General features: G+C 57.1%; 28 protein-coding genes. 22 read left to right on the forward strand and 6 right to left on the reverse strand.

Going from position 1 to position 25,394, the window contains the following annotated elements; genetic code table 11:
* The 10 genes from phnG to AWR26_RS23600 all read left to right on the forward strand — a co-directional run bounded on the left by phnG (nt 1) and on the right by AWR26_RS23600 (nt 7,432).
* Nucleotides 1-453: a phosphonate C-P lyase system protein PhnG gene (gene phnG, locus AWR26_RS23555; protein ID WP_007372527.1), complete on the forward strand. Its 453-nt coding sequence runs from the start codon at nt 1-3 to the stop codon at nt 451-453.
* Nucleotides 450-1,034, forward strand: coding sequence for a phosphonate C-P lyase system protein PhnH (phnH, locus tag AWR26_RS23560; RefSeq protein ID WP_064568745.1), 585 nt, complete (start codon nt 450-452; stop codon nt 1,032-1,034). The genes phnG and phnH overlap by 4 nt, the downstream gene beginning before the upstream one ends.
* Complete coding sequence (locus AWR26_RS23565; protein WP_064568746.1) at nt 1,034-2,098, forward strand: carbon-phosphorus lyase complex subunit PhnI; 1,065 nt, start codon at nt 1,034-1,036, stop codon at nt 2,096-2,098. The genes phnH and AWR26_RS23565 overlap by 1 nt, the downstream gene beginning before the upstream one ends.
* The gene (locus tag AWR26_RS23570; protein WP_007372524.1) at nt 2,091-2,939 is read left to right on the forward strand and encodes an alpha-D-ribose 1-methylphosphonate 5-phosphate C-P-lyase PhnJ; all 849 of its coding nucleotides are present in this window, start codon (nt 2,091-2,093) and stop codon (nt 2,937-2,939) included. The genes AWR26_RS23565 and AWR26_RS23570 overlap by 8 nt, the downstream gene beginning before the upstream one ends.
* Nucleotides 2,936-3,694, forward strand: coding sequence for a phosphonate C-P lyase system protein PhnK (gene phnK / locus AWR26_RS23575; protein WP_007372523.1), 759 nt, complete (start codon nt 2,936-2,938; stop codon nt 3,692-3,694). Before AWR26_RS23570 ends, phnK begins: the two co-directional genes overlap by 4 nt.
* A gap of 10 nt (nt 3,695-3,704) precedes the next feature.
* Complete coding sequence (gene phnL, locus AWR26_RS23580; RefSeq protein WP_064568747.1) at nt 3,705-4,391, forward strand: phosphonate C-P lyase system protein PhnL; 687 nt, start codon at nt 3,705-3,707, stop codon at nt 4,389-4,391.
* Complete coding sequence (gene phnM / locus AWR26_RS23585) at nt 4,388-5,524, forward strand: alpha-D-ribose 1-methylphosphonate 5-triphosphate diphosphatase (protein ID WP_064568748.1); 1,137 nt, start codon at nt 4,388-4,390, stop codon at nt 5,522-5,524. The genes phnL and phnM overlap by 4 nt, the downstream gene beginning before the upstream one ends.
* Nucleotides 5,521-6,072 (forward strand): ribose 1,5-bisphosphokinase, encoded by a 552-nt coding sequence (gene phnN, locus AWR26_RS23590; protein ID WP_244256257.1) that lies wholly within the window; start codon nt 5,521-5,523, stop codon nt 6,070-6,072. Before phnM ends, phnN begins: the two co-directional genes overlap by 4 nt.
* A 60-nt stretch (nt 6,073-6,132) precedes the next feature.
* Nucleotides 6,133-6,891 carry a phosphonate metabolism protein PhnP gene (gene phnP / locus AWR26_RS23595; protein WP_064568750.1) on the forward strand — a complete coding sequence of 253 codons (759 nt, stop codon included), beginning with the start codon at nt 6,133-6,135 and terminating at the stop codon, nt 6,889-6,891.
* A gap of 196 nt (nt 6,892-7,087) precedes the next feature.
* Entirely contained in the window at nt 7,088-7,432 is a 345-nt protein-coding gene (locus AWR26_RS23600) for a low molecular weight protein tyrosine phosphatase family protein (RefSeq protein ID WP_043955578.1), read from the forward strand.
* Here the strand turns inward: AWR26_RS23600 and yjdP are convergent.
* Both yjdP and rpiB read right to left on the reverse strand, forming a co-directional pair.
* Nucleotides 7,429-7,737, reverse strand: a complete 309-nt coding sequence (yjdP, locus tag AWR26_RS23605; protein ID WP_007372517.1) for a DDRRRQL repeat protein YjdP — start codon at nt 7,735-7,737, stop codon at nt 7,429-7,431. The two genes, AWR26_RS23600 and yjdP, sit on opposite strands and share 4 nt — an antisense overlap.
* Before the next feature lie 71 nt (nt 7,738-7,808).
* Nucleotides 7,809-8,270, reverse strand: coding sequence for a bifunctional allose-6-phosphate isomerase/ribose-5-phosphate isomerase RpiB (gene rpiB / locus AWR26_RS23610; RefSeq protein WP_064568751.1), 462 nt, complete (start codon nt 8,268-8,270; stop codon nt 7,809-7,811).
* A 364-nt stretch (nt 8,271-8,634) separates the two neighbouring features.
* Here rpiB and AWR26_RS23615 point away from each other — a divergent pair, with 364 nt between their 5' ends.
* The 6 genes from AWR26_RS23615 to alsK all read left to right on the forward strand — a co-directional run bounded on the left by AWR26_RS23615 (nt 8,635) and on the right by alsK (nt 14,715).
* A complete protein-coding gene (locus tag AWR26_RS23615; RefSeq protein WP_064568752.1) occupies nt 8,635-9,525 on the forward strand; it encodes a MurR/RpiR family transcriptional regulator in 891 nt (296 codons plus the stop codon).
* Between the two features lie 62 nt (nt 9,526-9,587).
* Complete coding sequence (alsB, locus tag AWR26_RS23620; protein ID WP_064568753.1) at nt 9,588-10,523, forward strand: D-allose transporter substrate-binding protein; 936 nt, start codon at nt 9,588-9,590, stop codon at nt 10,521-10,523.
* 63 nt (nt 10,524-10,586) lie between these two features.
* Nucleotides 10,587-12,119, forward strand: a complete 1,533-nt coding sequence (gene alsA, locus AWR26_RS23625; protein WP_064568754.1) for a D-allose ABC transporter ATP-binding protein AlsA — start codon at nt 10,587-10,589, stop codon at nt 12,117-12,119.
* Entirely contained in the window at nt 12,098-13,078 is a 981-nt protein-coding gene (gene alsC, locus AWR26_RS23630; RefSeq protein ID WP_007372512.1) for a D-allose ABC transporter permease, read from the forward strand. The genes alsA and alsC overlap by 22 nt, the downstream gene beginning before the upstream one ends.
* Nucleotides 13,079-13,088: 10 nt before the next feature.
* Entirely contained in the window at nt 13,089-13,784 is a 696-nt protein-coding gene (gene alsE, locus AWR26_RS23635; protein WP_007372511.1) for a D-allulose 6-phosphate 3-epimerase, read from the forward strand.
* Entirely contained in the window at nt 13,768-14,715 is a 948-nt protein-coding gene (gene alsK / locus AWR26_RS23640) for an allose kinase (protein ID WP_064568755.1), read from the forward strand. Before alsE ends, alsK begins: the two co-directional genes overlap by 17 nt.
* On the opposite strand, the gene AWR26_RS23645 is transcribed toward alsK, so the two are convergent.
* The 3 genes from AWR26_RS23645 to AWR26_RS23655 all read right to left on the reverse strand — a co-directional run bounded on the left by AWR26_RS23645 (nt 14,669) and on the right by AWR26_RS23655 (nt 18,145).
* Nucleotides 14,669-17,233, reverse strand: a complete 2,565-nt coding sequence (locus AWR26_RS23645; protein WP_064568756.1) for an ATP-binding protein — start codon at nt 17,231-17,233, stop codon at nt 14,669-14,671. The genes alsK and AWR26_RS23645 overlap by 47 nt on opposite strands.
* 206 nt (nt 17,234-17,439) lie before the next feature.
* On the reverse strand, nt 17,440-17,766 hold the full coding sequence (locus tag AWR26_RS23650; protein WP_064568757.1) for a helix-turn-helix domain-containing protein: 327 nt from the start codon (nt 17,764-17,766) through the stop codon (nt 17,440-17,442).
* Nucleotides 17,759-18,145, reverse strand: a complete 387-nt coding sequence (locus AWR26_RS23655; RefSeq protein WP_064568758.1) for a type II toxin-antitoxin system RelE/ParE family toxin — start codon at nt 18,143-18,145, stop codon at nt 17,759-17,761. Before AWR26_RS23655 ends, AWR26_RS23650 begins: the two co-directional genes overlap by 8 nt.
* Before the next feature lie 222 nt (nt 18,146-18,367).
* On the opposite strand from AWR26_RS23655, the gene AWR26_RS23660 reads away from it, so the two are divergent.
* The 6 genes from AWR26_RS23660 to AWR26_RS23685 are packed head-to-tail and all read left to right on the forward strand — an operon-like array spanning nt 18,368 to nt 24,464.
* Nucleotides 18,368-19,891 carry a sugar ABC transporter ATP-binding protein gene (locus tag AWR26_RS23660; RefSeq protein ID WP_064568759.1) on the forward strand — a complete coding sequence of 508 codons (1,524 nt, stop codon included), beginning with the start codon at nt 18,368-18,370 and terminating at the stop codon, nt 19,889-19,891.
* Complete coding sequence (locus AWR26_RS23665) at nt 19,884-20,873, forward strand: ABC transporter permease subunit (protein ID WP_064568760.1); 990 nt, start codon at nt 19,884-19,886, stop codon at nt 20,871-20,873. Before AWR26_RS23660 ends, AWR26_RS23665 begins: the two co-directional genes overlap by 8 nt.
* Nucleotides 20,874-20,913: 40 nt before the next feature.
* Entirely contained in the window at nt 20,914-21,855 is a 942-nt protein-coding gene (locus AWR26_RS23670) for an ABC transporter substrate-binding protein (RefSeq protein WP_043955595.1), read from the forward strand.
* 46 nt (nt 21,856-21,901) lie between these two features.
* Nucleotides 21,902-22,588 (forward strand): D-lyxose/D-mannose isomerase, encoded by a 687-nt coding sequence (locus AWR26_RS23675; RefSeq protein ID WP_064568761.1) that lies wholly within the window; start codon nt 21,902-21,904, stop codon nt 22,586-22,588.
* 11 nt (nt 22,589-22,599) lie between these two features.
* A complete protein-coding gene (locus AWR26_RS23680) occupies nt 22,600-23,460 on the forward strand; it encodes a ketose 1,6-bisphosphate aldolase (RefSeq protein WP_064568762.1) in 861 nt (286 codons plus the stop codon).
* The gene (locus AWR26_RS23685) at nt 23,460-24,464 is read left to right on the forward strand and encodes a carbohydrate kinase family protein (protein ID WP_064568763.1); all 1,005 of its coding nucleotides are present in this window, start codon (nt 23,460-23,462) and stop codon (nt 24,462-24,464) included. The genes AWR26_RS23680 and AWR26_RS23685 overlap by 1 nt, the downstream gene beginning before the upstream one ends.
* 76 nt (nt 24,465-24,540) lie before the next feature.
* Here the strand turns inward: AWR26_RS23685 and AWR26_RS23690 are convergent, their stop codons facing one another.
* Complete coding sequence (locus AWR26_RS23690) at nt 24,541-25,272, reverse strand: response regulator (protein WP_064568764.1); 732 nt, start codon at nt 25,270-25,272, stop codon at nt 24,541-24,543.
* Between the last annotated feature and the right edge of the window lie 122 nt (nt 25,273-25,394).

Below are 25,394 nucleotides of genomic sequence, written 5' to 3' on the forward strand. Positions count from 1 at the left end.
ATGCACTTTGATACCCCTACTCGTCAACGCTGGATGGCAGCGCTTGCCCAGTCCACCCCGGAGATGCTGCGGGCGCGGATGCGTACGCTGGGCCTGGCGCCCGACTATGAGCATGTCCGCGAGCCACAAACCGGGCTGGTACAGGTGCAGGCGCGCATGGGCGGTACCGGCGATCGCTTCTTCCCCGGCGACACCACGCTGACCCGCGCCGTTGTGCGTCTGAGCAGCGGCCAGATCGGCTTTAGCTGGGTGCTCGGACGCGACAAAGGCCATGCCGAACGCTGCGCTGTGTGCGACGCGTTATTGCAGGAGCCAACCCATTTCCAGACGTTGATGGAAACCCTCATTACCCCGCTGGAAGCGGACCGCGCCGCGCGCATTGCAGCGCGTCTGGCCGAAGTCAACGCCAGCCGGGTCGACTTTTTCACCCTGGTTCGCGGAGATAACGCATGACCTTACAACCCGCTTTCGCATCGGCGGTTCACGATGCTCAACACTGTTTTCGCCGTCTGTTAAAAGCCATGAGCGAGCCGGGCGTCATCGTCTCGTTGCCGCATCTGAAACACGGCTGGCCGCCCCTTAACCCGGCATCCACCAGCGTATTACTGACGCTGGCCGATAACGACACGCCGATCTGGCTCTCTGCTGTCGTTGACAACGACCTGGTACGCCAGAACCTGCGTTTTCACACTAATGCGCCGCTGGTTGACCAGCCGCAGCAGTCGCTGTTTGCCGTCGCCGATCACACCCTGAGCGCCGAACAGCTCAGCGCCCTGCCCTGCGGCACGGATATCAGCCCGGAAACCAGCGCCACCTTGATTTTACAACTGCCGTCACTGAGCGGTGGTCGCATGCTGCGCCTGACCGGCCCCGGCATTCTGGAGGAGCGCATGATTGCGCCGCTGCTGCCGGAGTGCATCACCGACGAATTTACTGACCGTCCGCATTCGTTCCCCACAGGCATCGATGTGATCCTGACCTGCGGCGAACGCGCGCTGGCGATACCACGAACCACACAGGTGGAGGTGTTCTGATGTACGTTGCTGTCAAGGGGGGCGAAAAGGCAATAGCCGCAGCCCACGCGCTACAAGAACATAAGCGTCGCGGCGACAGCGAGCTTGCGGAGCTGAGCGTTGCACAAATTGCTGAACAGATGCATCTGGCCGTCGATCGCGTGATGACCGAAGGCGGTATTGCCGATCGGGAACTGGCGGCGCTGGCGCTGAAACAGGCAAGCGGCGATAACGTCGAAGCCATCTTTCTGCTGCGCGCCTACCGCACAACGCTGCCGCGCCTGGCCGTCAGCGAACCCATTGACAGCGCGAAGATGCGTTTAGAGCGCCGCATTTCGGCGGTGTACAAAGACATTCCCGGCGGCCAGTTGCTTGGCCCGACTTACGATTACACCCACCGTTTACTCGATTTTGCGCTGCTGGCTGAGGGCGAAACGGCCTCATTGCCGAAACGCGAAGTACAGCCGGAAACCACGCCGCACGTCTTTTCTCTTCTGGAACAAGAGGGGCTGGCGAAAGCCGAACAGGAGAGCGGCGCCGTGCCGGACGATATCACCCGCCAGCCGCCGGTTTACCCCTGCTCCCGCTCTGCGCGTCTGCAACAACTGGCGCGCGGCGACGAAGGTTATCTGCTGGCGTTGGCCTACTCCACCCAGCGCGGTTACGGACGCAATCATCCCTTCGCCGGGGAGATCCGCAGCGGTTATATCGACGTGGAAATTGTGCCCGAAGAGCTGGGTTTTGCAGTGAACGTCGGCGAATTGCTGATCACCGAATGTGAAATGGTCAACGGCTTTATCGCCCCGCAAGAGGAGGCGCCGCACTTTACCCGTGGCTACGGGCTGGTGTTCGGCATGGGCGAACGCAAAGCGATGGCGATGGCGCTGATGGATCGCGCCCTGCAAGCCGCCGACTACGGCGAAATGGTTAAAAGCCCGGCGCAGGATGAAGAGTTTGTGCTGGCGCATGCTGATAACGTCGAGGCGGCGGGTTTTGTCTCGCACCTCAAACTTCCCCACTACGTCGATTTCCAGGCCGAACTGGACTTGCTCAGACAGCTACAACAGGAGAGCTCCCGTGGCTAACGCGCTGACCGGTTACAACTTTGCCTTTCTTGATGAGCAAACCAAACGCATGATCCGCCGGGCGCTGCTGAAAGCGGTTGCCATTCCCGGTTACCAGGTGCCGTTTGGCGGGCGCGAAATGCCGATGCCCTACGGCTGGGGTACCGGCGGTATTCAGTTAACCGCCAGCGTCATTGGCGAAGACGATGTGCTGAAAGTGATCGATCAGGGCGCGGATGACACCACCAACGCCGTCTCGATCCGCCAGTTCTTCACCCGCGTGACCGGCGTGGAAACCACCGAACGCACTGCCGACGCGACGCTGATTCAGACTCGCCACCGCATTCCTGAAACGCCGCTGGTTGAAGATCAGATCCTGATCTACCAGGTGCCGATCCCGGAGCCGCTGCGCTTTATCGAACCGCGCGAAACCGAAACCCGTACCATGCACGCGCTGGAAGAGTACGGCGTGATGCAGGTGAAGCTGTATGAAGACATTGCGCGCTTCGGCAACTTCACCACCCGCTACGCCTGGCCGGTGAAAGTGAATGGCCGCTACGTGATGGACCCGTCGCCAATCCCGGCGTTTGATAACCCGAAAATGCACTTCATGCCCGCGCTGCAACTGTTCGGCGCCGGGCGTGAAAAACGCATTTACGCCGTTCCGCCGTATACCCAGGTCGAGAGTCTCGACTTTGAGGATTACCCCTTTGCGCCGCAAAAGTGGGATCAGCCATGCGCCATTTGCGGTTCCACCCACAGTTATCTGGATGAAGTGGTGCTGGATGATACCGGCACGCGCATGTTCGTCTGCTCCGATACCGACTACTGCCGCCAACAGAGCGAGGCTTTACGCAAATGACCCAACCGCTGCTTTCGGTGAATCAACTCTCCCATCTCTACGCGCCAGGCAAAGGGTTTCAGGACGTCTCGTTCGATCTGTGGCCGGGTGAAGTGCTGGGCATTGTCGGCGAATCCGGCTCCGGTAAAACCACCCTGCTGAATGCCATTTCAGCACGGCTGGCGCCACAGCAGGGGCAGGTTATCTATAACGACCGCGATCTGTACGCCATCAGCGAAGCCGAGCGCCGCCGTCTGCTGCGAACCGAATGGGGCGTGGTACACCAGCATCCGCTGGATGGCCTGCGCCGCCAGGTCTCCGCCGGGGGCAATATCGGCGAACGGCTGATGGCGACTGGCGCGCGGCATTACGGTGATATCCGCGCCTGTGCGCAACAGTGGCTGACGGATGTCGAGATCCCACCGTCACGCATTGACGATTTGCCCACCACCTTTTCCGGCGGGATGCAGCAGCGACTGCAAATCGCCCGCAATCTCGTGACGCAGCCAAAACTGGTGTTTATGGATGAACCCACCGGCGGGCTGGATGTGTCGGTACAGGCACGTTTGCTGGATCTGCTGCGCAGCCTGGTGGTGGAGATGAACCTTGCCGTGGTGATGGTGACCCATGATTTGGGCGTCGCGCGCCTGCTGGCAAATCGTCTGCTGGTCATGAAACAGGGTCAGGTGGTGGAAAGTGGGTTAACCGATCGCGTGCTCGACGATCCGCATCACCCCTATACCCAGTTGCTGGTTTCCTCGGTATTGCAAAATTAAGGAGTCTGCGATGTCTGTTTTGCGTGTGGAAAATGTCAGCAAAACCTTTGTCCTGCACCATCAGAACGGCGTGCGACTGCCGGTGCTGCGCGACACCTCGCTGGAGGTGAACGCCGGGGAATGCGTGGTGCTGCACGGCCACTCCGGCAGTGGAAAATCGACGCTGCTGCGATCGCTGTATGCCAACTATTTGCCGGACGCCGGGCATATTCATGTCAAACATGGCGATGAATGGGTCGATTTGGTACAGGCTCCGGCGCGAAAAGTACTGGACGTGCGTCGTCATACTATCGGCTGGGTCAGCCAGTTTTTACGCGTCATTCCACGCGTCAGCGCACTCGACGTGGTGATGCAGCCGCTGCTGGAGCTGGGGCTTCCCCGCGATGTCTGCATCGGTAAAGCCAGCCAGTTGCTGACGCGGTTAAATGTGCCGGAACGCTTGTGGCACCTTGCACCGGCAACGTTCTCCGGCGGCGAGCAGCAGCGCGTCAACATAGCCCGCGGCTTTATTGTTGACTACCCGATTCTACTGCTTGATGAACCGACCGCCTCGCTGGATGCGAAAAACAGCGCCGCCGTCGTTGAACTGATCGCGCAGGCCAAAGCGCGCGGCGCAGCGATTGTCGGCATCTTCCATGACGAGGCCGTGCGCGAAAGCGTCGCCGACTGTCTGTTTCCGATGGGAATCTCCGCATGATTATCAATAATGTCAAACTGATCCTTGAAGACGAAGTGGTCGACGGTTCACTGGAAGTGCGCGACGGCGTGATCCGCGCCTTCGCCGAAACCCAAAGCCGCCAGCCAGGCGCTCATGATGGCGACGGCGGCTGGTTGCTGCCGGGGCTTATCGAACTGCATACGGACAACCTCGACAAATTCTTCACCCCGCGCCCCAAAGTGGACTGGCCCGCCCACTCCGCAATGAGCAGCCACGACGCGCTGATGGTCGCCAACGGCATCACTACGGTGCTGGATGCGGTCGCCATTGGCGATGTGCGCGACGGCGGCGATCGGCTGGAAAATCTGGAGAAGATGATCAACGCGGTGGAAGATTCGCAAAAACGCGGGCTGAACCGCGCGGAACATCGCCTGCATTTACGCTGCGAATTGCCGCACCACACCACGCTGCCGCTGTTTGAAAAGCTGGTCGGCCGCGAGCCGGTGACGCTGGTATCGCTGATGGATCACTCGCCAGGCCAGCGCCAGTACGCCAGCTACGAAAAGTATCGCGATTACTATCAGGGCAAATATCACCTGACCAACGAACAAATGGATGCGTTTGAACAGGAGCAACTGGCGCTGGCCGCCGAGTGGTCGCAGCCTAACCGGATGGCAATTGCCGCGCTCTGCCGGGCGCGTAACCTGCCGCTGGCCAGCCACGATGACGCCACGCGCGAACATGTGGTGGAATCCCACCAGTTAGGCAGCGTGATCGCAGAATTCCCCACCACCTTTGCCGCTGCGGAAGCCTCGCGCGAGCACGGCCTGAGCGTACTGATGGGCGCGCCAAACATCGTGCGCGGCGGCTCGCACTCCGGCAATGTGGCGGCGCATAAACTGGCGCAGCTCGGCATGCTGGATATTCTCTCATCGGATTATTATCCCGCCAGCCTGCTGGACGCCGCCTTCCGCGTTGCGGCGGATGAGCAGAATGATTTCACCCTGCCGCGCGCTATTCACCTGGTAACGAAAAACCCGGCGCAGGCGCTCAAGCTTGACGATCGCGGAACGCTCGGCGAAGGAAAACGGGCCGATCTGGTGCTGGTGCACAATAAAGGCGACCATGTCCGCGTCGATCACGTCTGGCGCGAGGGGAAACGGGTGTTCTGATGGGCAGACTGATCTGGTTGATGGGGCCATCCGGCGCCGGAAAAGATACGCTGCTGGCCGCGCTGCGCAGCCGCGAGCATCCCCAGTTGCTGGTGGCGCACCGCTATATCACGCGCCCGGCAGGTTCCGGCAGCGAGAACCATATCGAGCTGAGCGAAAAGGAGTTTTTTACCCGCGCCGAGCAGCATCTGTTTACCCTGAGCTGGCACGCCAACGATCTCTACTACGGTATCGGCGTCGAGGTCGATCTCTGGTTGCAGGCGGGGTTTGATGTGGTGGTCAACGGCTCGCGCGGCCATCTGCCGCAGGCGCAGACGCAATACGGCGAGGTGCTGATGCCGGTGTATGTACAGGTATCGCCAGAGATTTTGCGCCTGCGCCTGGAAAAACGCGGCCGCGAAAGCAGCGCGGAAATTACCGCCCGGCTGGAACGCGCGGCCCGTTACTCGCCGGGAGACTGCCTGACGCTGAACAACGACGGGAGTCTGCTACAGTCAGTGGAAGGATTGATCTCGTTGATACGTGCACAACAAGGGAAAAGTGCGTAATGCTGCCGGCGCATGCAGCGTGCGCCGTTTACGTTAACTCAACCGTTAAAGCGAGGCGCTATGAGCCTGACTCTCACTCTGACCGGCACCGGCGGTGCACAACTGGTTCCGGTATTCGGTTGCGATTGCGCAGCCTGCTTACGCGCGCGCCAGCAGTCGCAATATCGCCGCCAGCCTTGCAGCGGCATGGTGCAGTTTAACGACACGGTGACGCTGCTGGATGCCGGGCTTGCCGATTTAATAGAGCGTTTCCCGGCGGGTCAGTTTCAGCAGATTCTGTTGACGCATTACCATATGGATCATGTGCAAGGGCTGTTTCCGCTGCGCTGGGGCTTAGGCGCGAAAATCCCGGTTTACGGCCCGCCGGATGAACAGGGCTGCGACGATCTGTTTAAACATCCCGGCCTGCTTGATTTTAGCCATACCGTTGAGCCGTTTGTGGTGTTCGATCTGCAAGGATTGCAGGTCACGCCGCTGCCGCTGAACCACTCGAAACTCACTTTTGGTTATCTGCTGGAATCGGCGCACAGCCGGGTTGCCTGGCTTTCGGATACTGCCGGTCTGCCGGATAAAACGCTTAAGTTTTTACTTAATAATCGCCCGCAGGTGGTGATCATCGATTGCAGTGAACCGCCCTGCGCAGAGACACCGAAAAATCATAACGATCTACGTACCGTTATTGCCCTGAATGAGGTGATTGGCTGCCCGCGCGTTGTGCTAACCCATATCGGGCACCGCTTTGATGTCTGGTTGATGAATAACACGCTGCCGGCGGGGTTTGAGGCGGGTTTTGATGGCATGCGGATTGTACTGGATTAGACCGCACAATATGGATATATTCGTCCCGTTGCTTACCTGCATGGGTTAAGCAGACGCAGCCTGTAAAGAGGTCGTTTGAGGGACAAAGCGTACAGACTCGCACCGATAGGGTTGTGGATAACGCAACCGGGTCTTAAATACCCGCGTGTGACCAATAAATAATTAGCACATCGCGGCTTACAGAGTATGACTTGCCATGAATGTGCTTTTTATTTGTAGCCGCAACCAATGGCGCAGCCCAACCGCTGAGCAAGTGTTTCGTCGCTACCCCGGGGTAAATGCTCGCTCTGCTGGCACACAACGCCATGCGAGAAAAACCGTCTCGCCCGCCATTCTCTCCTGGGCAGACGTCATCTGCGTGATGGAAGAAAAACACAAAAACAGCATCCTTGCCGACTTTAGCCGCCTGGTGCAGCATAAACCTGTTTATGTGCTTGATATTCCGGATCAATACCATTTTATGGACCCGCAATTAATCACGCTGCTTGAGGATATCGTTCCGGAACGCCTGGGTTTGCGCGTCCCGGCGCTGGCGCGTTAGCGGTCGTCGTCCTCTTCCAGCCTGCGTTCTTCGTCATCCAGCTGGCGTCGCTCCCGATCGAGCTGACGCTGGCGTTCATCAAGCTGGCGTCGCCTGTCTTCAAGCTGCCGGTAGCGGTTGTCATAATTCCGGTACTGCTCGTCGCTGCGGCGGCTGCTTTCATCGTCGCGACTGCCGTCAGAGCTGTACGCGTCGCCGATTGCCCGCTGAATATTGCCAATAGCGTCGTCGATAATATCGGCGTGCGCCATCTGACTACTGAGTGAAAGAGCGCCGAATAACAGCGCGGTCGCGTAACGTTTCATAAAGCCAGTCTCAAAGGGGGGACTGGCTGTACGTTAGAGCAGAGCCTGCCTTAGCGGGTAGCGGAGGAATCTCAATTGCGGGCGGAAGGTGGCTGCTTCTCAATTTGCGCAATCGCATCCACGCGTAGCTGATGGCGACCGCCTTCAAACTCTGCGCCCAGCCAGCTATCGACAATCATTTTCGCCAGCTCAAGCCCGACCACGCGCGAACCGAACGCCAGTACATTGGTGTCGTTATGCTGGCGCGAAAGCTGTGCGGAGTAAGGTTCGCTACATACCACCGCACGGATACCGGGGAATTTATTGGCGGCGATAGAAATGCCCACACCGGTACCGCAAATCAAAATACCGCCGTCTGCCTCGCCATTCAGTACCGCCTGTGCTACCTCGCTGGCGAAGCGGGGATAATCAGTGCGTGTCGTCGACCATGTGCCTTTATCAATGATTTCAATACCTTTTGCTGACAGATGCGCCAGGATATCCGCCTTCAGGATAAACCCGACATGATCGCAGCCGAACGCAATCTTCTTCATATATCCGCCTGGTTAGTGTGCAAACTTTACGGACCCGGTGAGTTTTGTGATTTTTGACCGGTTAACTGCTGAATAAAACCGCAAAATCACCGGGAACAGCGCCTGTTCTACACGGCATGAATTCACAAATCAATAGCCTTATGTGCATGGAAACCCCTACACCTCAGACGTTCCACATTTCATAAATCAATATAATTTATTGTTTTTAAAGTAAAAATAAGGAAAACACCAACCAAAACATTACAGATAACTTCACAACACACAAAACTTTATGAATTAATTAATTCTGTGAAGTTGTCAGCATATTTATGGTTCCGGATGTGGTGATATAGTGTCGTCTTCATTTCAAGGACAAGAGAAAGCGATGAGTCAGACAGAATTCGACCACGGTCTTCCCAACGGCATCGGCCTCGCCCCTTACCTGCGCATGAAGCAGGAAGGGATGACGGAGAACGAAAGCCGCATCGTGGATTGGCTATTAACACCGGGCAATATCAGCGATGCCTCCGCCATTAAAGATGTCGCGGAGATGCTGACGGTGTCGGAAGCCATGATCGTGAAAGTGTCGAAACTGCTGGGTTTTAGCGGTTTCCGCAATCTGCGCAGCGCACTGGTGGAGTACTTCTCTCACTCGCAGCAGGTGCTGCCCGCCGAGCTGTCGTTTGACGAAGCGCCGCAGGATGTGGTGAACAAAGTGTTCAATATTACGCTGCGCACCATTATGGAAGGCCAGTCGATCGTTAACGTGGATGAAATCCACCGCGCGGCGCGCTTCTTCTATCAGGCCAAACAGCGCGATCTCTACGGCGTTGGCGGCTCTAACGCCATCTGCGCCGATATTGAACACAAGCTGTTGCGCATCGGGGTTCGCTGCCACGCTTACCAGGACGCGCACATTATGATGATGTCCGCATCGCTGCTTAAAGAGGGCGATGTCGTACTGGTGGTATCGCATTCCGGACGCACCAGTGATTTAAAAGCGGCCGTTGAGCTGGCGAAAAAAAATGGGGCAAAAATTATTTGTATTACTCACAGCTACCATTCGCCGATTGCCAAAATGGCCGACTTTATTATTTGCTCGCCAGCACCAGAGACCCCTTTATTAGGGCGAAATGCCTCAGCACGAATATTACAATTAACATTACTTGATGCTTTTTTTGTTTCGGTTGCACAACAGAACATTGAACTGGCCACACAGAATATGCAAAAAACCGGTGCCATCGTTGATTTTTTCTCACCGGGCGCATTGAAGTAAAAACAAATACTCATCCCGCCGCAACGGGATGAGTAAAATTACCCTACAATGAGAAGACCACTATGAATAAATATCTGAAATTATTCAGCGGAGCTGCTATCGGCCTGATGATGAGCACCAGCGTATTTGCCGCTGCCGAATACGCCGTCGTCTTAAAAACATTATCCAACCCGTTCTGGGTGGATATGAAAAAAGGTATCGAAGACGAAGCAAAAACACTGGGTGTCAGTGTGGATATTTTTGCCTCGCCGTCGGAAGGTGATTTTCAGTCGCAATTACAATTATTCGAAGATCTGAGCAATAAAAATTATAAAGGCATCGCCTTTGCCCCACTCTCTTCCGTTAACCTGGTGATGCCGGTCGCCCGCGCCTGGAAAAAAGGCATTTATCTGGTGAACCTCGATGAAAAAATCGATATGGATAACCTGAAAAAAGCCGGCGGGAATGTCGAAGGTTTTATTACCACCGATAACGTTGCAGTCGGCGCTAAAGGCGCAAACTTTATCATTGAACAGCTTGGCGCACAGGGCGGCGAAGTGGCGATTATCGAAGGTAAAGCAGGCAACGCCTCGGGTGAAGCGCGCCGCAACGGCGCCAGCGAAGCGTTTAAGAAAGCCAGCCAGATCAAACTCGTTGCCAGCCAGCCCGCTGACTGGGATCGCATTAAGGCGCTGGATGTCGCCACCAACGTGCTGCAACGCAACCCGAACCTGAAAGCCTTCTACTGCGCCAATGACACCATGGCGATGGGCGTTGCCCAGGCGGTGGCGAACGCCGGTAAAACCGGCAAAGTGCTGGTCGTCGGCACCGACGGCATTCCGGAAGCGCGCAAAATGGTGGAAGCCGGGCAGATGACCGCCACCGTTGCGCAAAACCCGGCGGATATTGGCGCTTCGGGTCTGAAAATGATGGTTGATGCGGCAAAAACCGGCAAAGTTATTCCGCTGGATAAAGCTCCTGAATTCAAGCTGGTCGATTCAATTCTGGTCACTAAGTAAGCCATCAATGCCGGGTGACGCTTTGCGCGCACCCGGCCTGAAAAGTGTGCAAAGAGGTTACTTATGGTCACGCCATATATCTCAATGGCGGGTATCGGCAAATCCTTTGGCCCGGTCCACGCATTAAAGTCCGTTGATTTAACTATTTATCCTTATGAAATTCATGCGTTATTAGGAGAGAATGGTGCCGGTAAATCAACGTTAATGAAAGTTCTCTCGGGGATTCACGCCCCGACCAAAGGCACCATCACCATTAATAACGTTAATTACGACAAACTCGATCATAAACTGGCGGCAAAACTTGGTATCGGCATTATTTATCAGGAACTCAGCGTTATTGATGAATTAACCGTGCTGGAGAATTTATATATTGGCCGCCATATCACCAAAAAGGTGTGCGGCGTCAATATTATCGACTGGCGAGAAATGCGTGTACGGGCGGCAATGATGTTATTGCGCGTCGGTTTAAAAGTCGATCTCGATACTAAAGTGGCGAATTTATCGATTAGCCACAAGCAGATGCTGGAAATTGCCAAAACATTAATGCTGGATGCCAAAGTCATTATTATGGACGAGCCCACCTCTTCGCTGACGAATAAAGAGGTGGATTATCTTTTCCTGATCATGAATCAGCTACGTAAAGAAGGCACCGCCATTGTTTATATCTCGCATAAGCTGGCGGAAATTCGCCGGATCTGCGATCGCTATACGGTGATGAAAGACGGCAGCAGCGTCTGCAGCGGCATGGTCAGCGACGTCACCAATGACGACATCGTGCGGCTGATGGTCGGACGCGAGCTGCAAAACCGCTTTAATGCGATGAAAGAGAGCACCGGCAATATCGAGCGCGATACGGTATTTGAGGTGAAAAACGTCACCAGCCGCGACAAGAAAAAAGTCCGTGATATCTCTTTTAGCGTGAACCGCGGCGAGATCCTCGGTTTCGCCGGGCTGGTCGGCTCCGGCCGCACCGAACTGATGAACTGCCTGTTCGGCGTCGATAAGCGCAGCAGCGGTGAAATTCGCCTCAATGGTCATGCTATTTCACCCCGCTCACCGCTGGATGCGCTGAAAAAAGGTATGGCGTATATCACCGAAAGCCGCCGCGACAACGGCTTCTTCCCTAACTTCTCGATTGCGCAAAACATGGCGCTCAGCAAAAGCCTCAAGCACGGCGGTTACAAAGGCGCAATGGGGCTGTTTAACGAACACGAAGAGCGACGGATTGCTGAAGCGCAGCGCGAGCTGCTGGCGCTGAAGTGCCACTCGCTGGAGCAGAGCATCACCGAGCTTTCCGGTGGTAACCAACAGAAAGTACTGATCTCCAAATGGCTGTGCTGCGAGCCCGAGGTGATCATTTTCGATGAACCGACCCGCGGCATCGACGTCGGCGCGAAGGCCGAGATCTACAAAGTGATGCGCCAGCTATCGGATGACGGAAAAGTCATCCTGATGGTGTCATCCGAGCTTCCCGAAATTATTGCCGTCTGCGACCGCATCGCCGTGTTCTGCGAAGGGCGGCTGACGCAAATCCTGACCAATCGCGACGACATGAGCGAAGAGGAGATTATGGCATGGGCATTACCACACGAGTAAAAAGCGAAATGAGCGAGAAAAAGCCCTTCAACTTCGCGCTGTTCTGGGATAAATACGGCACCTTTTTTATCCTCGCGATCATCGTCGCCATCTTCGGCACGATGTCGCCGGAATACTTTCTCAACACCAATAACATCACGCAGATTTTCGTTCAGAGTTCAGTAACGGTGTTGATCGGCATGGGTGAGTTCTTTGCCATTCTGATCGCCGGGATTGATCTCTCCGTCGGTGCGATCCTTGCGCTCTCCGGCATGGTAACCGCCAAACTGATGCTGGCGGGCGTCGATCCCGTGCTGGCGGCACTGATCGGTGGCGTATTGGTGGGCGGCGTGCTGGGGGCGATTAACGGCTGCCTGGTCAACTGGACCGGCCTGCACCCGTTCATTATTACCCTTGGCACCAACGCGATTTTTCGCGGCATTACGCTGGTTATTTCCGACGCCAACTCGGTGTATGGCTTCTCCTTCGACTTTGTGAATTTCTTTGCCGCCAGCGTGGCAGGCATTCCGGTGCCGGTGATCTTCTCGCTGCTGGTGGCGCTGCTGCTCTGGTTCCTCACTACACGCATGCGGCTGGGGCGCAATATTTACGCGCTGGGCGGCAATAAAAACTCCGCCTTCTACTCCGGTATCGATGTGAAGTTTCACGTGCTGGTGGTGTTCATTATCTCCGGTGTTTGCGCCGGGCTGGCGGGCGTGGTCTCCACTGCGCGTCTCGGTGCGGCGGAGCCGCTGGCGGGAATGGGGTTTGAAACCTACGCCATCGCCAGCGCCATTATCGGCGGCACCAGCTTCTTCGGCGGTAAGGGGCGTATTTTCTCGGTGGTGATTGGCGGGTTGATTATCGGCACCATCAATAACGGCCTGAATATCCTGCAAGTTCAAACGTATTACCAGCTGGTGGTAATGGGCGGGCTGATTATTGCCGCTGTTGCGCTTGACCGGCTTATCAGCAAGTAAGGAATGAATGATGAAAATCTCCCCCTCCCTGATGTGTATGGATCTGCTCAAGTTTAAAGAACAGATCGAGTTTATCGACAGCCACGCGGACTATTTCCATATCGACATTATGGACGGCCACTTTGTGCCGAACCTGACGCTGTCGCCATTCTTTGTCAGCCAGGTGAAGAAGCTGGCCAGCAAACCGCTGGATTGCCATCTGATGGTGACGCGCCCGCAGGATTATATCGGCCAACTGGCGCGCGCAGGCGCAGACTTTATCACCCTGCATCCGGAAACGATCAACGGCCAGGCGTTTCGCCTGATCGATGAGATCCGCCGCCACGGCATGAAAGTCGGGTTGATCCTCAACCCGGAAACCTCCGTCGAAACGATGAAATACTATATTCATAAGGCGGACAAAGTGACGGTGATGACGGTCGATCCAGGCTTTGCCGGGCAGCCGTTCATTCCGGAAATGCTCGACAAGGTCGCCGAGCTGAAAGCCTGGCGCGAGCGCGAAGGGCTGAGTTATGAAATCGAAATCGACGGCTCCTGCAACCAGGCCACTTATCAGCGTTTGATGGCCGCAGGCGCGGATGTCTTTATCGTCGGCACCTCCGGGTTATTCAACCATGCGGAAAACATCGATGACGCCTGGACGGTCATGACCGAACAGATTCTGGCGGCCAAAAACGAGGTACTGCCTCATGCACGAACCGCATAATCAACTGGTGGCAGGCGTTGATATGGGTGCGACTCATATTCGCTTCTGCCTGCAAACCGCCGCAGGCGAGGTGCTGCATTGTGAAAAGCAGCGTACCGCGGAAGTCATTGCGCACGGCGTGGTAAACGGCATTACTGCGCTTATCCAGGCGCAGCTCGACGCACGTAATGCCCACTGTTACGGGCTGGTAATGGGCTTCCCTGCGCTGGTCGGCAAGGATAAGCGCACCATTATCTCCACGCCCAATTTACCGCTGGCACCTGGTGAACTGAGCGGTCTGGCCGGGCAACTGGAAAATGCGCTGGGCTGCCCGGTGGAGTTTTCCCGTGATGTGAATCTGCAACTCTCTTTTGACGTGCAGGAGCATAACCTCACGCAGCAGCAGGTGTTGGCGGCCTATCTCGGCACCGGCATGGGTTTCGCCATCTGGCTGAACGGTGCGCCGTGGACAGGCGCGCACGGCGTGGCGGGCGAACTGGGGCATATTCCGCAGGGCGACAGGCAACTGCGCTGCGGCTGCGGCAATGCGGGTTGTCTGGAAACGGTGTGTTCTGGCCTTGCGCTGCGCCGCTGGTATGAACAGCAGCCGCGGGATTACGAGCTTGGCGACCTGTTTATCCATGCGGCACAGGAGCCTTTTGTCGTCGATCTGCTGGATCACGCCGCGCGCGCCATCGCCACCAGCATTAACCTGTTCGATCCCGATGCGGTGATCCTCGGCGGCGGCGTCATGGATATGCCCGCATTTCCGCGTGACGCGTTGATCGCAGCGATCCGCAGCTGGCTGCGCAAACCGTTGCCGTGGGAAGCGGTGCGTTTTCTGGCTGCCTCATCATCGGCGTTTAACGGCGCACAGGGCGCGGCAACACTGGCCCGTAGCCGTTTTACGCCGCAATCCGTCGCAGCGCCTGCGCAAGCTCTGCACGGGTAAAAGGTTTACGCAGCAGTTCCACGTCCGGCAGCGCTGGGTTGTGCGCCGGGCGCAGATCCTGGCCGCTGATGAGCAGCATCGGCAGATGCGGATGACGCTGGCGCGCCTGGTGAACCACTTCTGCGCCGCTGAGCGCGCCGGGTAGCATTAAATCGCTGACCAGTGCGCCAATCTCCGTCGAAGCAGCCAGCAACTGCAATGCCTGCTCACCGGTTTCCGCTTCCAGCGTCAGATAGCCCAGCTCGTGCAACTGTTCGCACAATGTCTGGCGCACATCGGCCTCATCTTCCAGCACCAGAATCAGCGTGTCGCTGCTATCGCGCGCCTGCGCGGCAACCGGCTCGCGGCTTTCCACCGCCTGCACCGCCGCGCGCGGCAGTTGCAGACGTACAGTAGTGCCCTGCCCCGGCGCACTCTCAATCTCTACCCGCCCACCGGACTGGCGAACAAAACCATATACCATCGACAGGCCCAGCCCGCTGCCGCTGCCGGTCTGTTTGGTGGTGAAAAAGGGTTCGAATACCTGCGCTTTGACCTCCTGCGACATACCGCAGCCGCGATCGATCACCTCCAGCGCCACCATATCCTGACGGCGTCCATCGCTGCGGGTGACGCGCTGGTTCCAGGTGCGGATTTTAATGGTGCCGCTCTCGCCTTCCATCGCATCGCGGGCATTCATCACCAGATTGATGATGGCATTTTCCAGTTGTCCAACATCGATCCACGCGGGCCATGCCGGGCTTTGCGCTTCGATCTCCAGCGTCAGTGTGCCGGGTAACGAATGGCGCATAAGCTCGCCGAGATTCTCCAGTAGCGGCTGCATCTCCACGGCATGAGGATGCAGCGACTGCTTGCGGGAAAAGGCCAGCAGCCGCTGGGTCAGCAGCGCGCCGCGCTCGGCGGCTTTCAGCGCCCGCGAGATGCGCGGCGCATCCGGCGAGCCGGGTGTCACCAGCTCAAGGCTGCCGATAATCACCGCCAGCAGGTTATTGAAATCGTGCGCCAGCCCGCCGGTCAGCTGGCCGACGGCTTTCATCTTCTGGCTGTGCAGCAGCGCCTCTTCCAGCCCTTTACGCTCCGTGCGATCCAGCACCACGTTAACCATGCCGCGCCCCGGCACCGGGCTAAAACGCAGCTCAATGGTGCGATTATCCGCCAGCCGCAACTCCTGCGGTTTGGGCAACGGACGAGCCAGGTTCTCCTGCACGTGACCGGGGAGATCGCTCACCTGTTGTAACAGGCTCTGGTAGTGCTGGCCGCGCTGCAATGCTTCTGCCATCAGCCCCAGCAGCAACGGATATTGCGGGTTCCACACCACCAGACAACCCCGATTATCGAACAGCGCAAAGCCGTCGCGCATCGCGTGGAAGGTAGTTTCCAGCTGCGTGCTTTTCTCTTTCAACAATTTAGAGGTGTGTTCCAGCGAAGCGGTATTGCGGGCAAACACGTTAAATGCGCGCGCCAGTTCGCCCAGCTCATCGCGCCGTTGTAGCGCCGGAACCGACACCTCCTGCTCGCCGCGCGCCAGCCGCGACATGGCGCGCGAAATGGCCGTCAGATTCGAGCCCAGATTGCGGTAGATATACCATCCGGCAAAACCGGTGATTACCAGCGCCAGCAGAGCGAATACGCTGATAAACAGAATGATCGAGCGCATCTCCTCATGGCTTTGAGCCGTGCGCAGTTCCGACGCCTGCGCCACCTGCGCAACGTACTGGTTGATGTCGCTATTAAGCAGCGCCACCAGCGCTTTGATATGAAACATCGACCAGCTAATCGCCAGATCGCTCTCTTCCAGCCGGAGCGACAGCGGCCCCAGCTTGCGCAGCTCGGCGCTGAAATCCGGCAGGATAAAATCCACCGTCGGGCTGGCGGCGCGCAGCGGCAATTGCCCCATGATGTCGGAGATCTGTTTGATTGTCGGCCGGGGAGACGGCGTCTGAATGGCGGCGATGATCAGCCGGTCCATCTCGGCGAGCAGGCGGTTATCTGGGATGTTGCTCGCTTCCCGGGCGGTGATCGCCTGCAAATGGCGCAAATAACTTTGGTTCTGGTACAGCGAACTGAGCAGCGCATTACGCTCCAGATGCCGCTGTTGTCCGCGTTGCAGCATCACGGTGACGCTTTGCTGCAATTCGTGGCTGCGGCGGGTGATTTGCGCCACCAGTTGTGGCTCCTGCTGCGCCAGCGGCGCGCGGGCAAGCTGGCTGAGCGAGCGTTGCAGCGCACTCTGCGTTGCTTTCAGGCGTTCGGCTTCGCCCTGATACTCCAGCGCTCCCACCACTTGCGACAACCGCACGGCCGCCGTGGCGACGCTGGCGGTATCGCGCGCCAGATTCATGCTGCCGGTCATGTCGTCCAGCGTCTGCTGCTGCGCCAGTTCCTGAATCTGGCTGGCGTGGCGAAATCCCAGCACCGCGACGCCGCAGACCATTAAAGTGACCGCCACCACCAGTAAATTGAAGAACAGCAGACGCCCGCGAGCGCTGGTGAAAAACGGGTTCGCGCGATACGACATAGTGGCTCCGGATGAGGTACAACGCAGATGCGTAACATCACTATACCCAAAATAATCCGGTGCAGGACAAAACGCTTTACCGTTTTGAACATCGCTTGCGCTAGTCTCGAAAGGGATAGGACAACTGGCCGAATCGTGTGGCGATACACGGAATTCCAGGAGCTTACTCCAATAAAAAAGCCCGTTTACAGGGCTTTTTATCTTTATCAGATAAAGATTTCCGGCCCTTTATCAGAAAGAGTGTTAAGCACCCGGAGAGCTGCACCGTTCGGTTTTTTTTCTCCTCTCTCCCATTTTGAAATGGTCACGACTGACATGTTCACATATTCAGCCAGCATAGCCTGGCTGAGGTTATAGCGCCCACGAAGGGCGCGGATTGCCTCGCCATCCATTTCAACGATAGCAGGCAAACGTGCACGCAACTCACGCAGTTTTACGCGAGCGTCAATGTAGTTAACGGTGTCTTCAGAAATACCACCATGGGGAAACATATCGTGCGCCATTTCCTGCAAATCTTTCAGATGGTCAACCATCGCATTTTACCTCTCGCATCGTTTCTGCCTGGACTTGAGCATCTATCTGCGCTTGCGTCATACCGAATAAATCGGCAGCAAATTTACGGTAAGCCTTCAATACATCATCCGGGATCTCTTTGCCATTACTGCTAGTGGCAGACTTGGCATAGCCGTTTAAAAAGAATAAATGCTTTCCCATTTTGAACGCGATAACAGCTCGCGCGCCACCACTTTTCCCAGTGCCTGGAAGTGGAATACGCTTCTTAAAAACACCCCCACCCAGGCTGGCCTCATACTTTCCGCTAATGACTTCCTGTGCTGCTTTACATAGTGCTGCGTCATCAATTCCATCGCCTTTGGTGTTCTTATCGAACGCCTTTAAAACATAAATAGCCATGCTTAATTTCCATCTTGTTTAAGAGTGGATATCCTTTCCACCAATAACGAGAACTATAGTACTAAGGATTATATTTAGTGGCAATATTTCTGGTTCCCTTCACCTGGTGCATATGCAACGTGAAGTGCGACGGGTATATGACAAATATGAACAGAACCTGACATTGTGCATTTACTAACGTGTGATGAAGTGCGGATATCGTTCCTCCAAGGAAGCCCGCTGATGAGCAACACGCCCGTACTGGAGATGCGCAACATTGCCAAAGCTTTTGGCAAATTTTACGCCCTCAAAGGGGTCGATCTGACGGTCTGGCCCGGCGAGATCCATGCGCTGATGGGGGAAAACGGCGCGGGAAAAAGCACGCTGATGAAGATCCTCGCCGGGGCGTATAGCGCCACCAGCGGCGAGATCCTGATTGACGGCCAGCCTTACGCCATCAAAAGCCCCAAAGATGCGCTCGCCGCCGGTATCACGCTGATTTACCAGGAGATGCAGTTAGCGCCGAACCTGACCGTGGCGGAAAACATCTTTCTTGGCAGCGAAATCGCGCGCGGCGGGCTGGTGCAGCGCAAAGAGATGGTGACCCAGGCGCAGGCGGTGATTGATCGCCTTGGCGCGAATTTCACCGCCACCGATCGGGTGATGAAGCTGACGATCGCCGAGCAGCAACAGGTGGAGATCGCCCGCGCTTTACACCGCAACAGCCGCATTCTGGTGATGGATGAACCCACCGCTGCCCTCTCCTCACGCGAAACACATCGTCTGTTCGAATTGATCCTGCGCCTGCGCGATGAAGGGATGGCGATTATCTATATCAGCCACCGCATGGCGGAAGTGTATGAACTCTCCGATCGCGTCAGCGTCCTGCGCGACGGCCAGTATGTCGGCAGCCTGACGCGCGACAAACTCAATGCCTCTGAACTGGTGCGCATGATGGTCGGGCGGCCATTGAGCGACCTGTTTAACAAAGAGCGCGATATCCCGCTCGGCAACCCGCGTCTGAGCGTTCATCACCTGACGGACGGCGAGAAAATCCAGCCAGTCAGCTTGCAGGTGCGTGCCGGGGAGATCGTCGGCCTTGCCGGGCTGGTTGGTGCCGGGCGCTCCGAACTGGCGCAGCTGATCTTCGGTGTCCGCAAAGCCACTGGCGGCATGATCGAAGTGGACGGCGAACCGGTGGTGATCCACTCGCCGCGCGCCGCCATCGATTTGGGCATCGGTTTTCTGACCGAAAACCGCAAAGAGCAAGGCCTGTTTCTCGAACTGGCGGCACAGGAAAACATCACCATGGCAACGCTGGAGCGCGACGCGGCCTGGGGCATGCTCGACCGCAAAAAAGCACAGTCAATCTCCGATGACGCCATCAAATTATTGAATATTCGCGTGCCGCACGCGCAGGTGCGGGCGGGCGGCTTATCCGGCGGTAATCAGCAAAAGCTCTTGATCTCTCGCTGGGTGGCGATCGGCCCGCGCATTCTGATCCTTGATGAGCCAACACGCGGCGTGGATGTCGGTGCCAAAAGCGAGATCTACCGGATCATGAACCAGATGGCGCGCCAGGGCGTGGCGATCCTGATGATCTCCAGCGAGCTGCCGGAAGTGGTCGGCATGAGCGATCGCGTGTATGTAATGCGCGAAGGCAACATTGTCGGCGAGTTGCAACAGCATGAGATTACTCAGGAAAACATTATGACGCTGGCCACCGGCGTTAACGAATCCCACCACCAGGCGGTACACCATGACTGATGCCAAAGAGAACGCAGCGAAAAGCCCTTCCGCCAAAAAGATGTTGATGGGCGATCTGATGCAAACTGTCGGCATTTTGCCGATTCTCATCCTGATCGTCGCGGTTTTTGGCTTTATCGCGCCAAACTTTTTTACCGAAAGCAACCTGCTGAATATCACCCGCCAGGCGTCAATCAACATCGTGCTGGCGGCGGGCATGACCTTCATCATTCTGACCGGCGGTATCGATCTCTCTGTGGGTTCGATTCTCGGCACCACGGCGGTCGCGGCGATGGTGGTTTCGCTAATGCCCGAACTGGCCATGCTCTCCGTCCCGGCGGCGCTGATGCTCGGCCTGGTGCTCGGCCTGTTTAATGGCGCGCTGGTGGCGTTTGCCGGTTTGCCGCCGTTTATTGTCACACTCGGCACCTATACCGCGCTGCGCGGCGTGGCGTATCTGCTGGCGGATGGCACCACGGTGATTAACTCCGATATCAGTTTTGAGTGGGTCGGCAATAACTATCTTGGCCCGGTGCCGTGGCTGGTGGTGATTGCGCTGGCGGTGATTGTGCTGTGCTGGTTTATTCTGCGCCGCACGACGCTGGGCGTTCATATCTACGCGGTGGGCGGCAATATGCAGGCGGCGCGCCTGACCGGTATCAAAGTGTGGCTGGTGCTGCTGTTCGTCTACGGCATGAGCGGCTTGCTCTCCGGCCTTGGCGGGGTGATGAGCGCCTCGCGGCTGTACAGCGCCAACGGCAACCTCGGCACCGGCTATGAGCTGGACGCCATCGCCGCGGTGATCCTTGGCGGCACCAGTTTTGTCGGCGGAATCGGCACCATTACCGGCACGCTGGTTGGTGCGCTGATTATCGCCACCCTTAACAACGGCATGACGCTGATGGGCGTCTCCTACTTCTGGCAATTGGTGATCAAAGGGGCGGTGATCATCATAGCGGTGCTGATCGACAAATACCGTACCCGGCATCATCAGGCAGCATAACAATACCCTACAAAACAGCAACATAAGTGAGGATTACAGCATGCGTCTTAAACCTCTTGTCACGGCGCTCTGCGCCGCTGCTCTGCTGACCAGCGCGCCGTTTGCGCAGGCCAAAGATCTGAAGTCCATTGGCGTTACGGTGGGCGATCTGGCGAACCCCTTCTTCGTGCAGATCACAAAAGGCGCGGAGCTGGAAGCGCGCAAACTGGCGGGCGATAACGTCAAAGTGACGCTGGTCTCCAGCGGTTACGATCTGGGCCAGCAGGTCGCGCAGATCGATAACTTTATTGCCGCCAAAGTGGACATGATCATCCTCAACGCCGCGGATTCCAAAGGCATCGGCCCGGCGGTGAAACGGGCAAAAGAGGCCGGGATTGTGGTGGTGGCGGTTGACGTGGCAGCAGAAGGCGCTGACGCCACCATCACCTCCGATAACACCCAGGCAGGAGAAATGGCCTGTAAGTACATTACCGACCGTCTGAAAGGTAAAGGCAATGTGGTGATCATCAACGGGCCGCCGGTCTCTGCGGTGCAAAACCGTGTCGAAGGCTGCCAGACCGAGTTTAAGCGCCACCCGGATATCAAAGTGCTTTCTGATAACCAGAACGCGAAAGGCAGCCGCGAAGGTGGGCTGGAAGTGATGACCTCGCTGCTCGCCGCCAACCCGAAAATCGACGGTGTCTTTGCGATTAACGATCCGACAGCGATCGGTGCCGATCTGGCCGCCAAACAGGCACAGCGTCACGAGTTCTTTATTGTAGGCGTCGATGGCAGCCCCGATGGCGAAGAGGCGCTGAAACGTAAAAACTCGCTGTTTGTCGCCACTCCGGCGCAGGATCCGCAAGTGATGGCCGCCCGCGCGGTGGAGATTGGCTACGACATCCTGCAAGGCAAACCTGCGCCAAAAGCGCCAGTGCTGATCCCGGTGACGATGATCGATAAACAGAACGTCGGCAGCTACAAAGGCTGGACGGTGAAATAGCATTTTCCCCCGCTTTATTCGGCGGGGGATCTTCTCTGGAGGTGAAATGAAACGCTCCGCCATTAATGAAATTCTCGGCCACACGCGGCAGTTTTTCTCAATGCACGATGTCCATTTGCCGCCTTTCGCCAGCTTTCCGCCAACCAAATGGCAACAGCTCGATCGCGCGGCGTGGCGTGAAGTGTTCGATCTGAAACTGGGATGGGATGTCACCGCGTTTGGCGGCGACAATTTCTATGCCCAGGGATTGACGCTGTTCACTCTGCGTAACGGCTCGCCCAACGGCACGCCATATGAAAAATGTTATGCGGAAAAGATCATGCACGTGCGCGATGGCCAGCTTACGCCGATGCATTTTCACTGGCGCAAGCGCGAGGACATCATTAATCGCGGCGGCGGTAATCTGATTATTGAACTGTGGAACGCCGGTACGCATGAAGAGACGGTTGCCTCCGACGTTACCGTGGTCATTGATGGCTGTATCCAGACTCATGCGGCAGGCAGCCAGTTGCGCCTCTCACCAGGGGAAAGTATTTGCCTGACGCCGGGGCTGTATCACAGCTTCTGGGGCGAACCGGGCTTTGGCGATGTGCTGGTTGGCGAAGTGTCGTCGGTGAATGACGATGATCACGACAACCACTTCCTGCATCCCGTCGATCGCTTTAACGCTATTGAGGAAGACGAACCGGCACTGCTGGCGCTGTGTAACGAATATCGTCTGTTTCTCAGCTAAAGGAGGATGCTATGCCTTTGATTACACTTGCCGAAGGACTGGCGCACGCCCGTGAACACCACTATGCGCTGGGCGCGTTTAACGTGCTCGACTCGCACTTTTTACGCGCGCTGTTTGCCGCCGCAAAGCAGGAGCGCTCGCCCTTTATCATCAACATCGCCGAAGTCCATTTTAAATATGTCTCACTGGAGTCGCTGGTCGAAGCGGTGAAGTTCGAAGCCGCGCGTCACGACATTCCGGTGGTGCTGAACCTCGATCACGGGCTGCATTTTGAATCGGTCGTGCGCGCGCTGCGCCTCGGTTTCAGCTCGGTGATGTTTGACGGTTCCGTGCTGGAGTATGAAGAAAATATTCGCCAGACGCGGGAAGTGGTGAAGATGTGCCATGCAGTCGGCGTTTCGGTGGAAGCGGAGCTGGGCGCGGTTGGCGGCGATGAAGGCGGCGCGCTGTATGGCCATGCCGACGAAGCCTGTTTTACCGACCCGGCGCGGGCGCGGGATTTTGTCGACCGTACCGGCATCGACACGCTGGCGGTGGCTATCGGCAATGCGCACGGCAAATACAAAGGCGAACCGAAGCTGGATTTTGAGCGCCTGGACGCCATTCGCCAGCAGACCGGGCTGCCGCTGGTGCTGCATGGCGGTTCCGGCATCAGCGATGCGGATTTCCGCCGCGCCATTTCGCTGGGTATCCATAAAATCAATTTCTACACCGGCATGTCACAGGCTGCGCTCGGCGCCATTGAGCAGCGCATGGCGGATCGCCAGCCGCTGTACGATGAGTTCGCCCAGTTACTGCTGAGCGTCGAAGAAGCCATCACCGATACTGTCGCCACACAGATGCGCATTTTCGGCAGCGCGGGGCAACTCTGATGGCGCGCAACGGCGTTATCGCCGCCGGCAATATGCTGGTCGATCATGTTCACCAGATCGTGCAGTGGCCGGAGCGCGGCTGGCTGGCGGAAATCACCCAGAGCGAGCGCTCAACGGGCGGCGCGCCGCTGAATGTGCTGCTGACGCTGGCAAAGCTGCACGTGGGCATGCCGTTGCAGGCGGTGGGATTAGTGGGCGAAGACAGCGACGGCGATTACATTATGGCGATGCTCGATCAGTACCACGTCAATCGCCAGGCGGTGCAGCGCACGCCTTCTGCGCCTACCTCAATGTCGCAGGTGATGACCGATCCCTCCGGGCAGCGCACCTTTTTCCACTCGCCCGGCGCGAACCGTCTGCTGGATTTACCGGCATTTGAGCAGTTGGACGGCAGCATGAAGATTTTCCATCTCGGCTACCTCTTATTACTTGATAGCCTTGATTTGCCGGATGAAGAGTACGGAACACGCAGCGCACGGCTGCTGGCACAAATGCGCGAGCAGGGTTTTCTCACCTCGCTGGATTTGGTGTCGCGCAAGGGCGATCCGCGTTACCAGCCGCTGGTGCTGCCGTGTCTGAAGCATCTTGATTTTCTGGTGATTAACGAGCTGGAAGCCGGGGAATTTAGCGGGCTGCCGATGCGCACCGAAACCGATGAACCGCATATTGAGCATATCGCTGCCGCCGCCGCGCAACTGCTGGCCGCCGGGGTACGCCAGCGGGTGGTGATCCACTGCCCGGAAGGCGCATGGGGCGAAGCGGCAGATCGGGCCGGGGCGTGGATCCCATCGCGCATGTTAAGCCAGTCGGAGATTATCGGCAGTGTCGGCGCAGGCGATGCTTTTTGTGCTGGTTTTTTATACGGCTGCCACGAAGAGTGGCCGCTGCAAAAGAGCATTCAACTGGCGCATGCCTGCGCGCGCGCCAGCCTGCTGTGCGCCAATGCAATCGACGGCGCGAAAACGCTGGAAGCGTTGCAGCAGGAGATTGACGATTCACTGTAGGAGTTTGCAGGAACAAGAGACGATACGGCCAGCGCCAGATAACCTGTTGATTACCTGGCATTTTACCGGATGACGGCTACGCCGCTTTATCGCTGTGCGCAACGTCGGCGGCAAAGACATAGCCGAGGCCGCGCAAGGTTTTGATCAGCGCCGGTTGGTGGGGATTGGCTTCGATTTTGCGGCGTAAGCGCATGATTAACACATCAATGGTGCGATCAAACACTTCCACGCTTTCGCTGTGCGTTAAGGTCAGCAACTGTTCGCGGTTCAGCACCCGCCGCGCATTTTGCACCAGCGCCAGCAACAAGCTGTACTCGCCTTGCGTCAGGCCAACCACCTGACGCTGCGGGTTAAACAGCTCGCAGCGTTCAGGATCGAGATGCCAGCCGTTAAAGGTAAAACCGGGCTGCTTTTCCATTGAGATTTCTGCCGCCAGCACGCCGCTGCGCCGCAGTACCGCGTTGACGCGCGCCACCAGCACGCGGGCGTTAAACGGTTTGCCAATATAGTCGTCCGCGCCCATCTCCAGGCCGACCACCACATCCGACTCGCTGCCAAGCCCGGTGAGCATCACCACCGGCAGCGACGGGCGCTGTTTTTGCAACTGCTGCAGCACCCGCAAGCCGTTGATATCCGGCAGCATCATATCAAGCAGCACCAGCGCGATATCCGCATGCTGCGCGCTGAGCGTCAGCGCATCCTGCCCGTTATGGCAGACGTAAACCGTAAAGACGTGCTCGCTCAGCACCTCTTTTAACAGTTCGCACACCGCGCTATCGTCATCCACCACCAGAATTGCAGGTTTCATTGTCCGCTTCCGCCAGGCTCGTTTGGGTAAGTCTGATTCATTCTGTTGGCGGTCATTTATAAATGCAGCGACTAAATGCCGAATTTTTAACCGTGGTCACATCCCCCTCGCTCTTCGTCACG

Origin of the sequence: Kosakonia oryzae, assembly GCF_001658025.2 — a bacterium.
GTDB classification, from domain to species: Bacteria; Pseudomonadota; Gammaproteobacteria; order Enterobacterales; family Enterobacteriaceae; genus Kosakonia; species Kosakonia oryzae.

Bases quoted from the DNA above. Each gene is read 5' to 3' on its own strand.
- phnP (WP_064568750.1), top strand. From the start codon at position 6,133: ATGAGCCTGACTCTCACTCTGACCGGCACCGGCGGTGCACAACTGGTT.
- AWR26_RS23660 (WP_064568759.1), top strand. From the start codon at position 18,368: ATGAGCAACACGCCCGTACTGGAGATGCGCAACATTGCCAAAGCTTTT.
- AWR26_RS23670 (WP_043955595.1), top strand. From the start codon at position 20,914: ATGCGTCTTAAACCTCTTGTCACGGCGCTCTGCGCCGCTGCTCTGCTG.
- phnG (WP_007372527.1), top strand. From the start codon at position 1: ATGCACTTTGATACCCCTACTCGTCAACGCTGGATGGCAGCGCTTGCC.
- AWR26_RS23600 (WP_043955578.1), top strand. From the start codon at position 7,088: ATGAATGTGCTTTTTATTTGTAGCCGCAACCAATGGCGCAGCCCAACC.
- AWR26_RS23690 (WP_064568764.1), bottom strand. From the start codon at position 25,272: ATGAAACCTGCAATTCTGGTGGTGGATGACGATAGCGCGGTGTGCGAA.
- alsK (WP_064568755.1), top strand. From the start codon at position 13,768: ATGCACGAACCGCATAATCAACTGGTGGCAGGCGTTGATATGGGTGCG.
- AWR26_RS23565 (WP_064568746.1), top strand. From the start codon at position 1,034: ATGTACGTTGCTGTCAAGGGGGGCGAAAAGGCAATAGCCGCAGCCCAC.
- phnH (WP_064568745.1), top strand. From the start codon at position 450: ATGACCTTACAACCCGCTTTCGCATCGGCGGTTCACGATGCTCAACAC.
- AWR26_RS23680 (WP_064568762.1), top strand. From the start codon at position 22,600: ATGCCTTTGATTACACTTGCCGAAGGACTGGCGCACGCCCGTGAACAC.
- AWR26_RS23675 (WP_064568761.1), top strand. From the start codon at position 21,902: ATGAAACGCTCCGCCATTAATGAAATTCTCGGCCACACGCGGCAGTTT.
- alsB (WP_064568753.1), top strand. From the start codon at position 9,588: ATGAATAAATATCTGAAATTATTCAGCGGAGCTGCTATCGGCCTGATG.
- alsA (WP_064568754.1), top strand. From the start codon at position 10,587: ATGGTCACGCCATATATCTCAATGGCGGGTATCGGCAAATCCTTTGGC.
- alsC (WP_007372512.1), top strand. From the start codon at position 12,098: ATGGGCATTACCACACGAGTAAAAAGCGAAATGAGCGAGAAAAAGCCC.
- AWR26_RS23665 (WP_064568760.1), top strand. From the start codon at position 19,884: ATGACTGATGCCAAAGAGAACGCAGCGAAAAGCCCTTCCGCCAAAAAG.
- AWR26_RS23685 (WP_064568763.1), top strand. From the start codon at position 23,460: ATGGCGCGCAACGGCGTTATCGCCGCCGGCAATATGCTGGTCGATCAT.
- rpiB (WP_064568751.1), bottom strand. From the start codon at position 8,270: ATGAAGAAGATTGCGTTCGGCTGCGATCATGTCGGGTTTATCCTGAAG.
- phnM (WP_064568748.1), top strand. From the start codon at position 4,388: ATGATTATCAATAATGTCAAACTGATCCTTGAAGACGAAGTGGTCGAC.
- AWR26_RS23615 (WP_064568752.1), top strand. From the start codon at position 8,635: ATGAGTCAGACAGAATTCGACCACGGTCTTCCCAACGGCATCGGCCTC.
- yjdP (WP_007372517.1), bottom strand. From the start codon at position 7,737: ATGAAACGTTACGCGACCGCGCTGTTATTCGGCGCTCTTTCACTCAGT.
- phnL (WP_064568747.1), top strand. From the start codon at position 3,705: ATGTCTGTTTTGCGTGTGGAAAATGTCAGCAAAACCTTTGTCCTGCAC.
- AWR26_RS23655 (WP_064568758.1), bottom strand. From the start codon at position 18,145: ATGGCTATTTATGTTTTAAAGGCGTTCGATAAGAACACCAAAGGCGAT.
- alsE (WP_007372511.1), top strand. From the start codon at position 13,089: ATGAAAATCTCCCCCTCCCTGATGTGTATGGATCTGCTCAAGTTTAAA.
- AWR26_RS23650 (WP_064568757.1), bottom strand. From the start codon at position 17,766: ATGGTTGACCATCTGAAAGATTTGCAGGAAATGGCGCACGATATGTTT.
- AWR26_RS23645 (WP_064568756.1), bottom strand. From the start codon at position 17,233: ATGTCGTATCGCGCGAACCCGTTTTTCACCAGCGCTCGCGGGCGTCTG.
- phnK (WP_007372523.1), top strand. From the start codon at position 2,936: ATGACCCAACCGCTGCTTTCGGTGAATCAACTCTCCCATCTCTACGCG.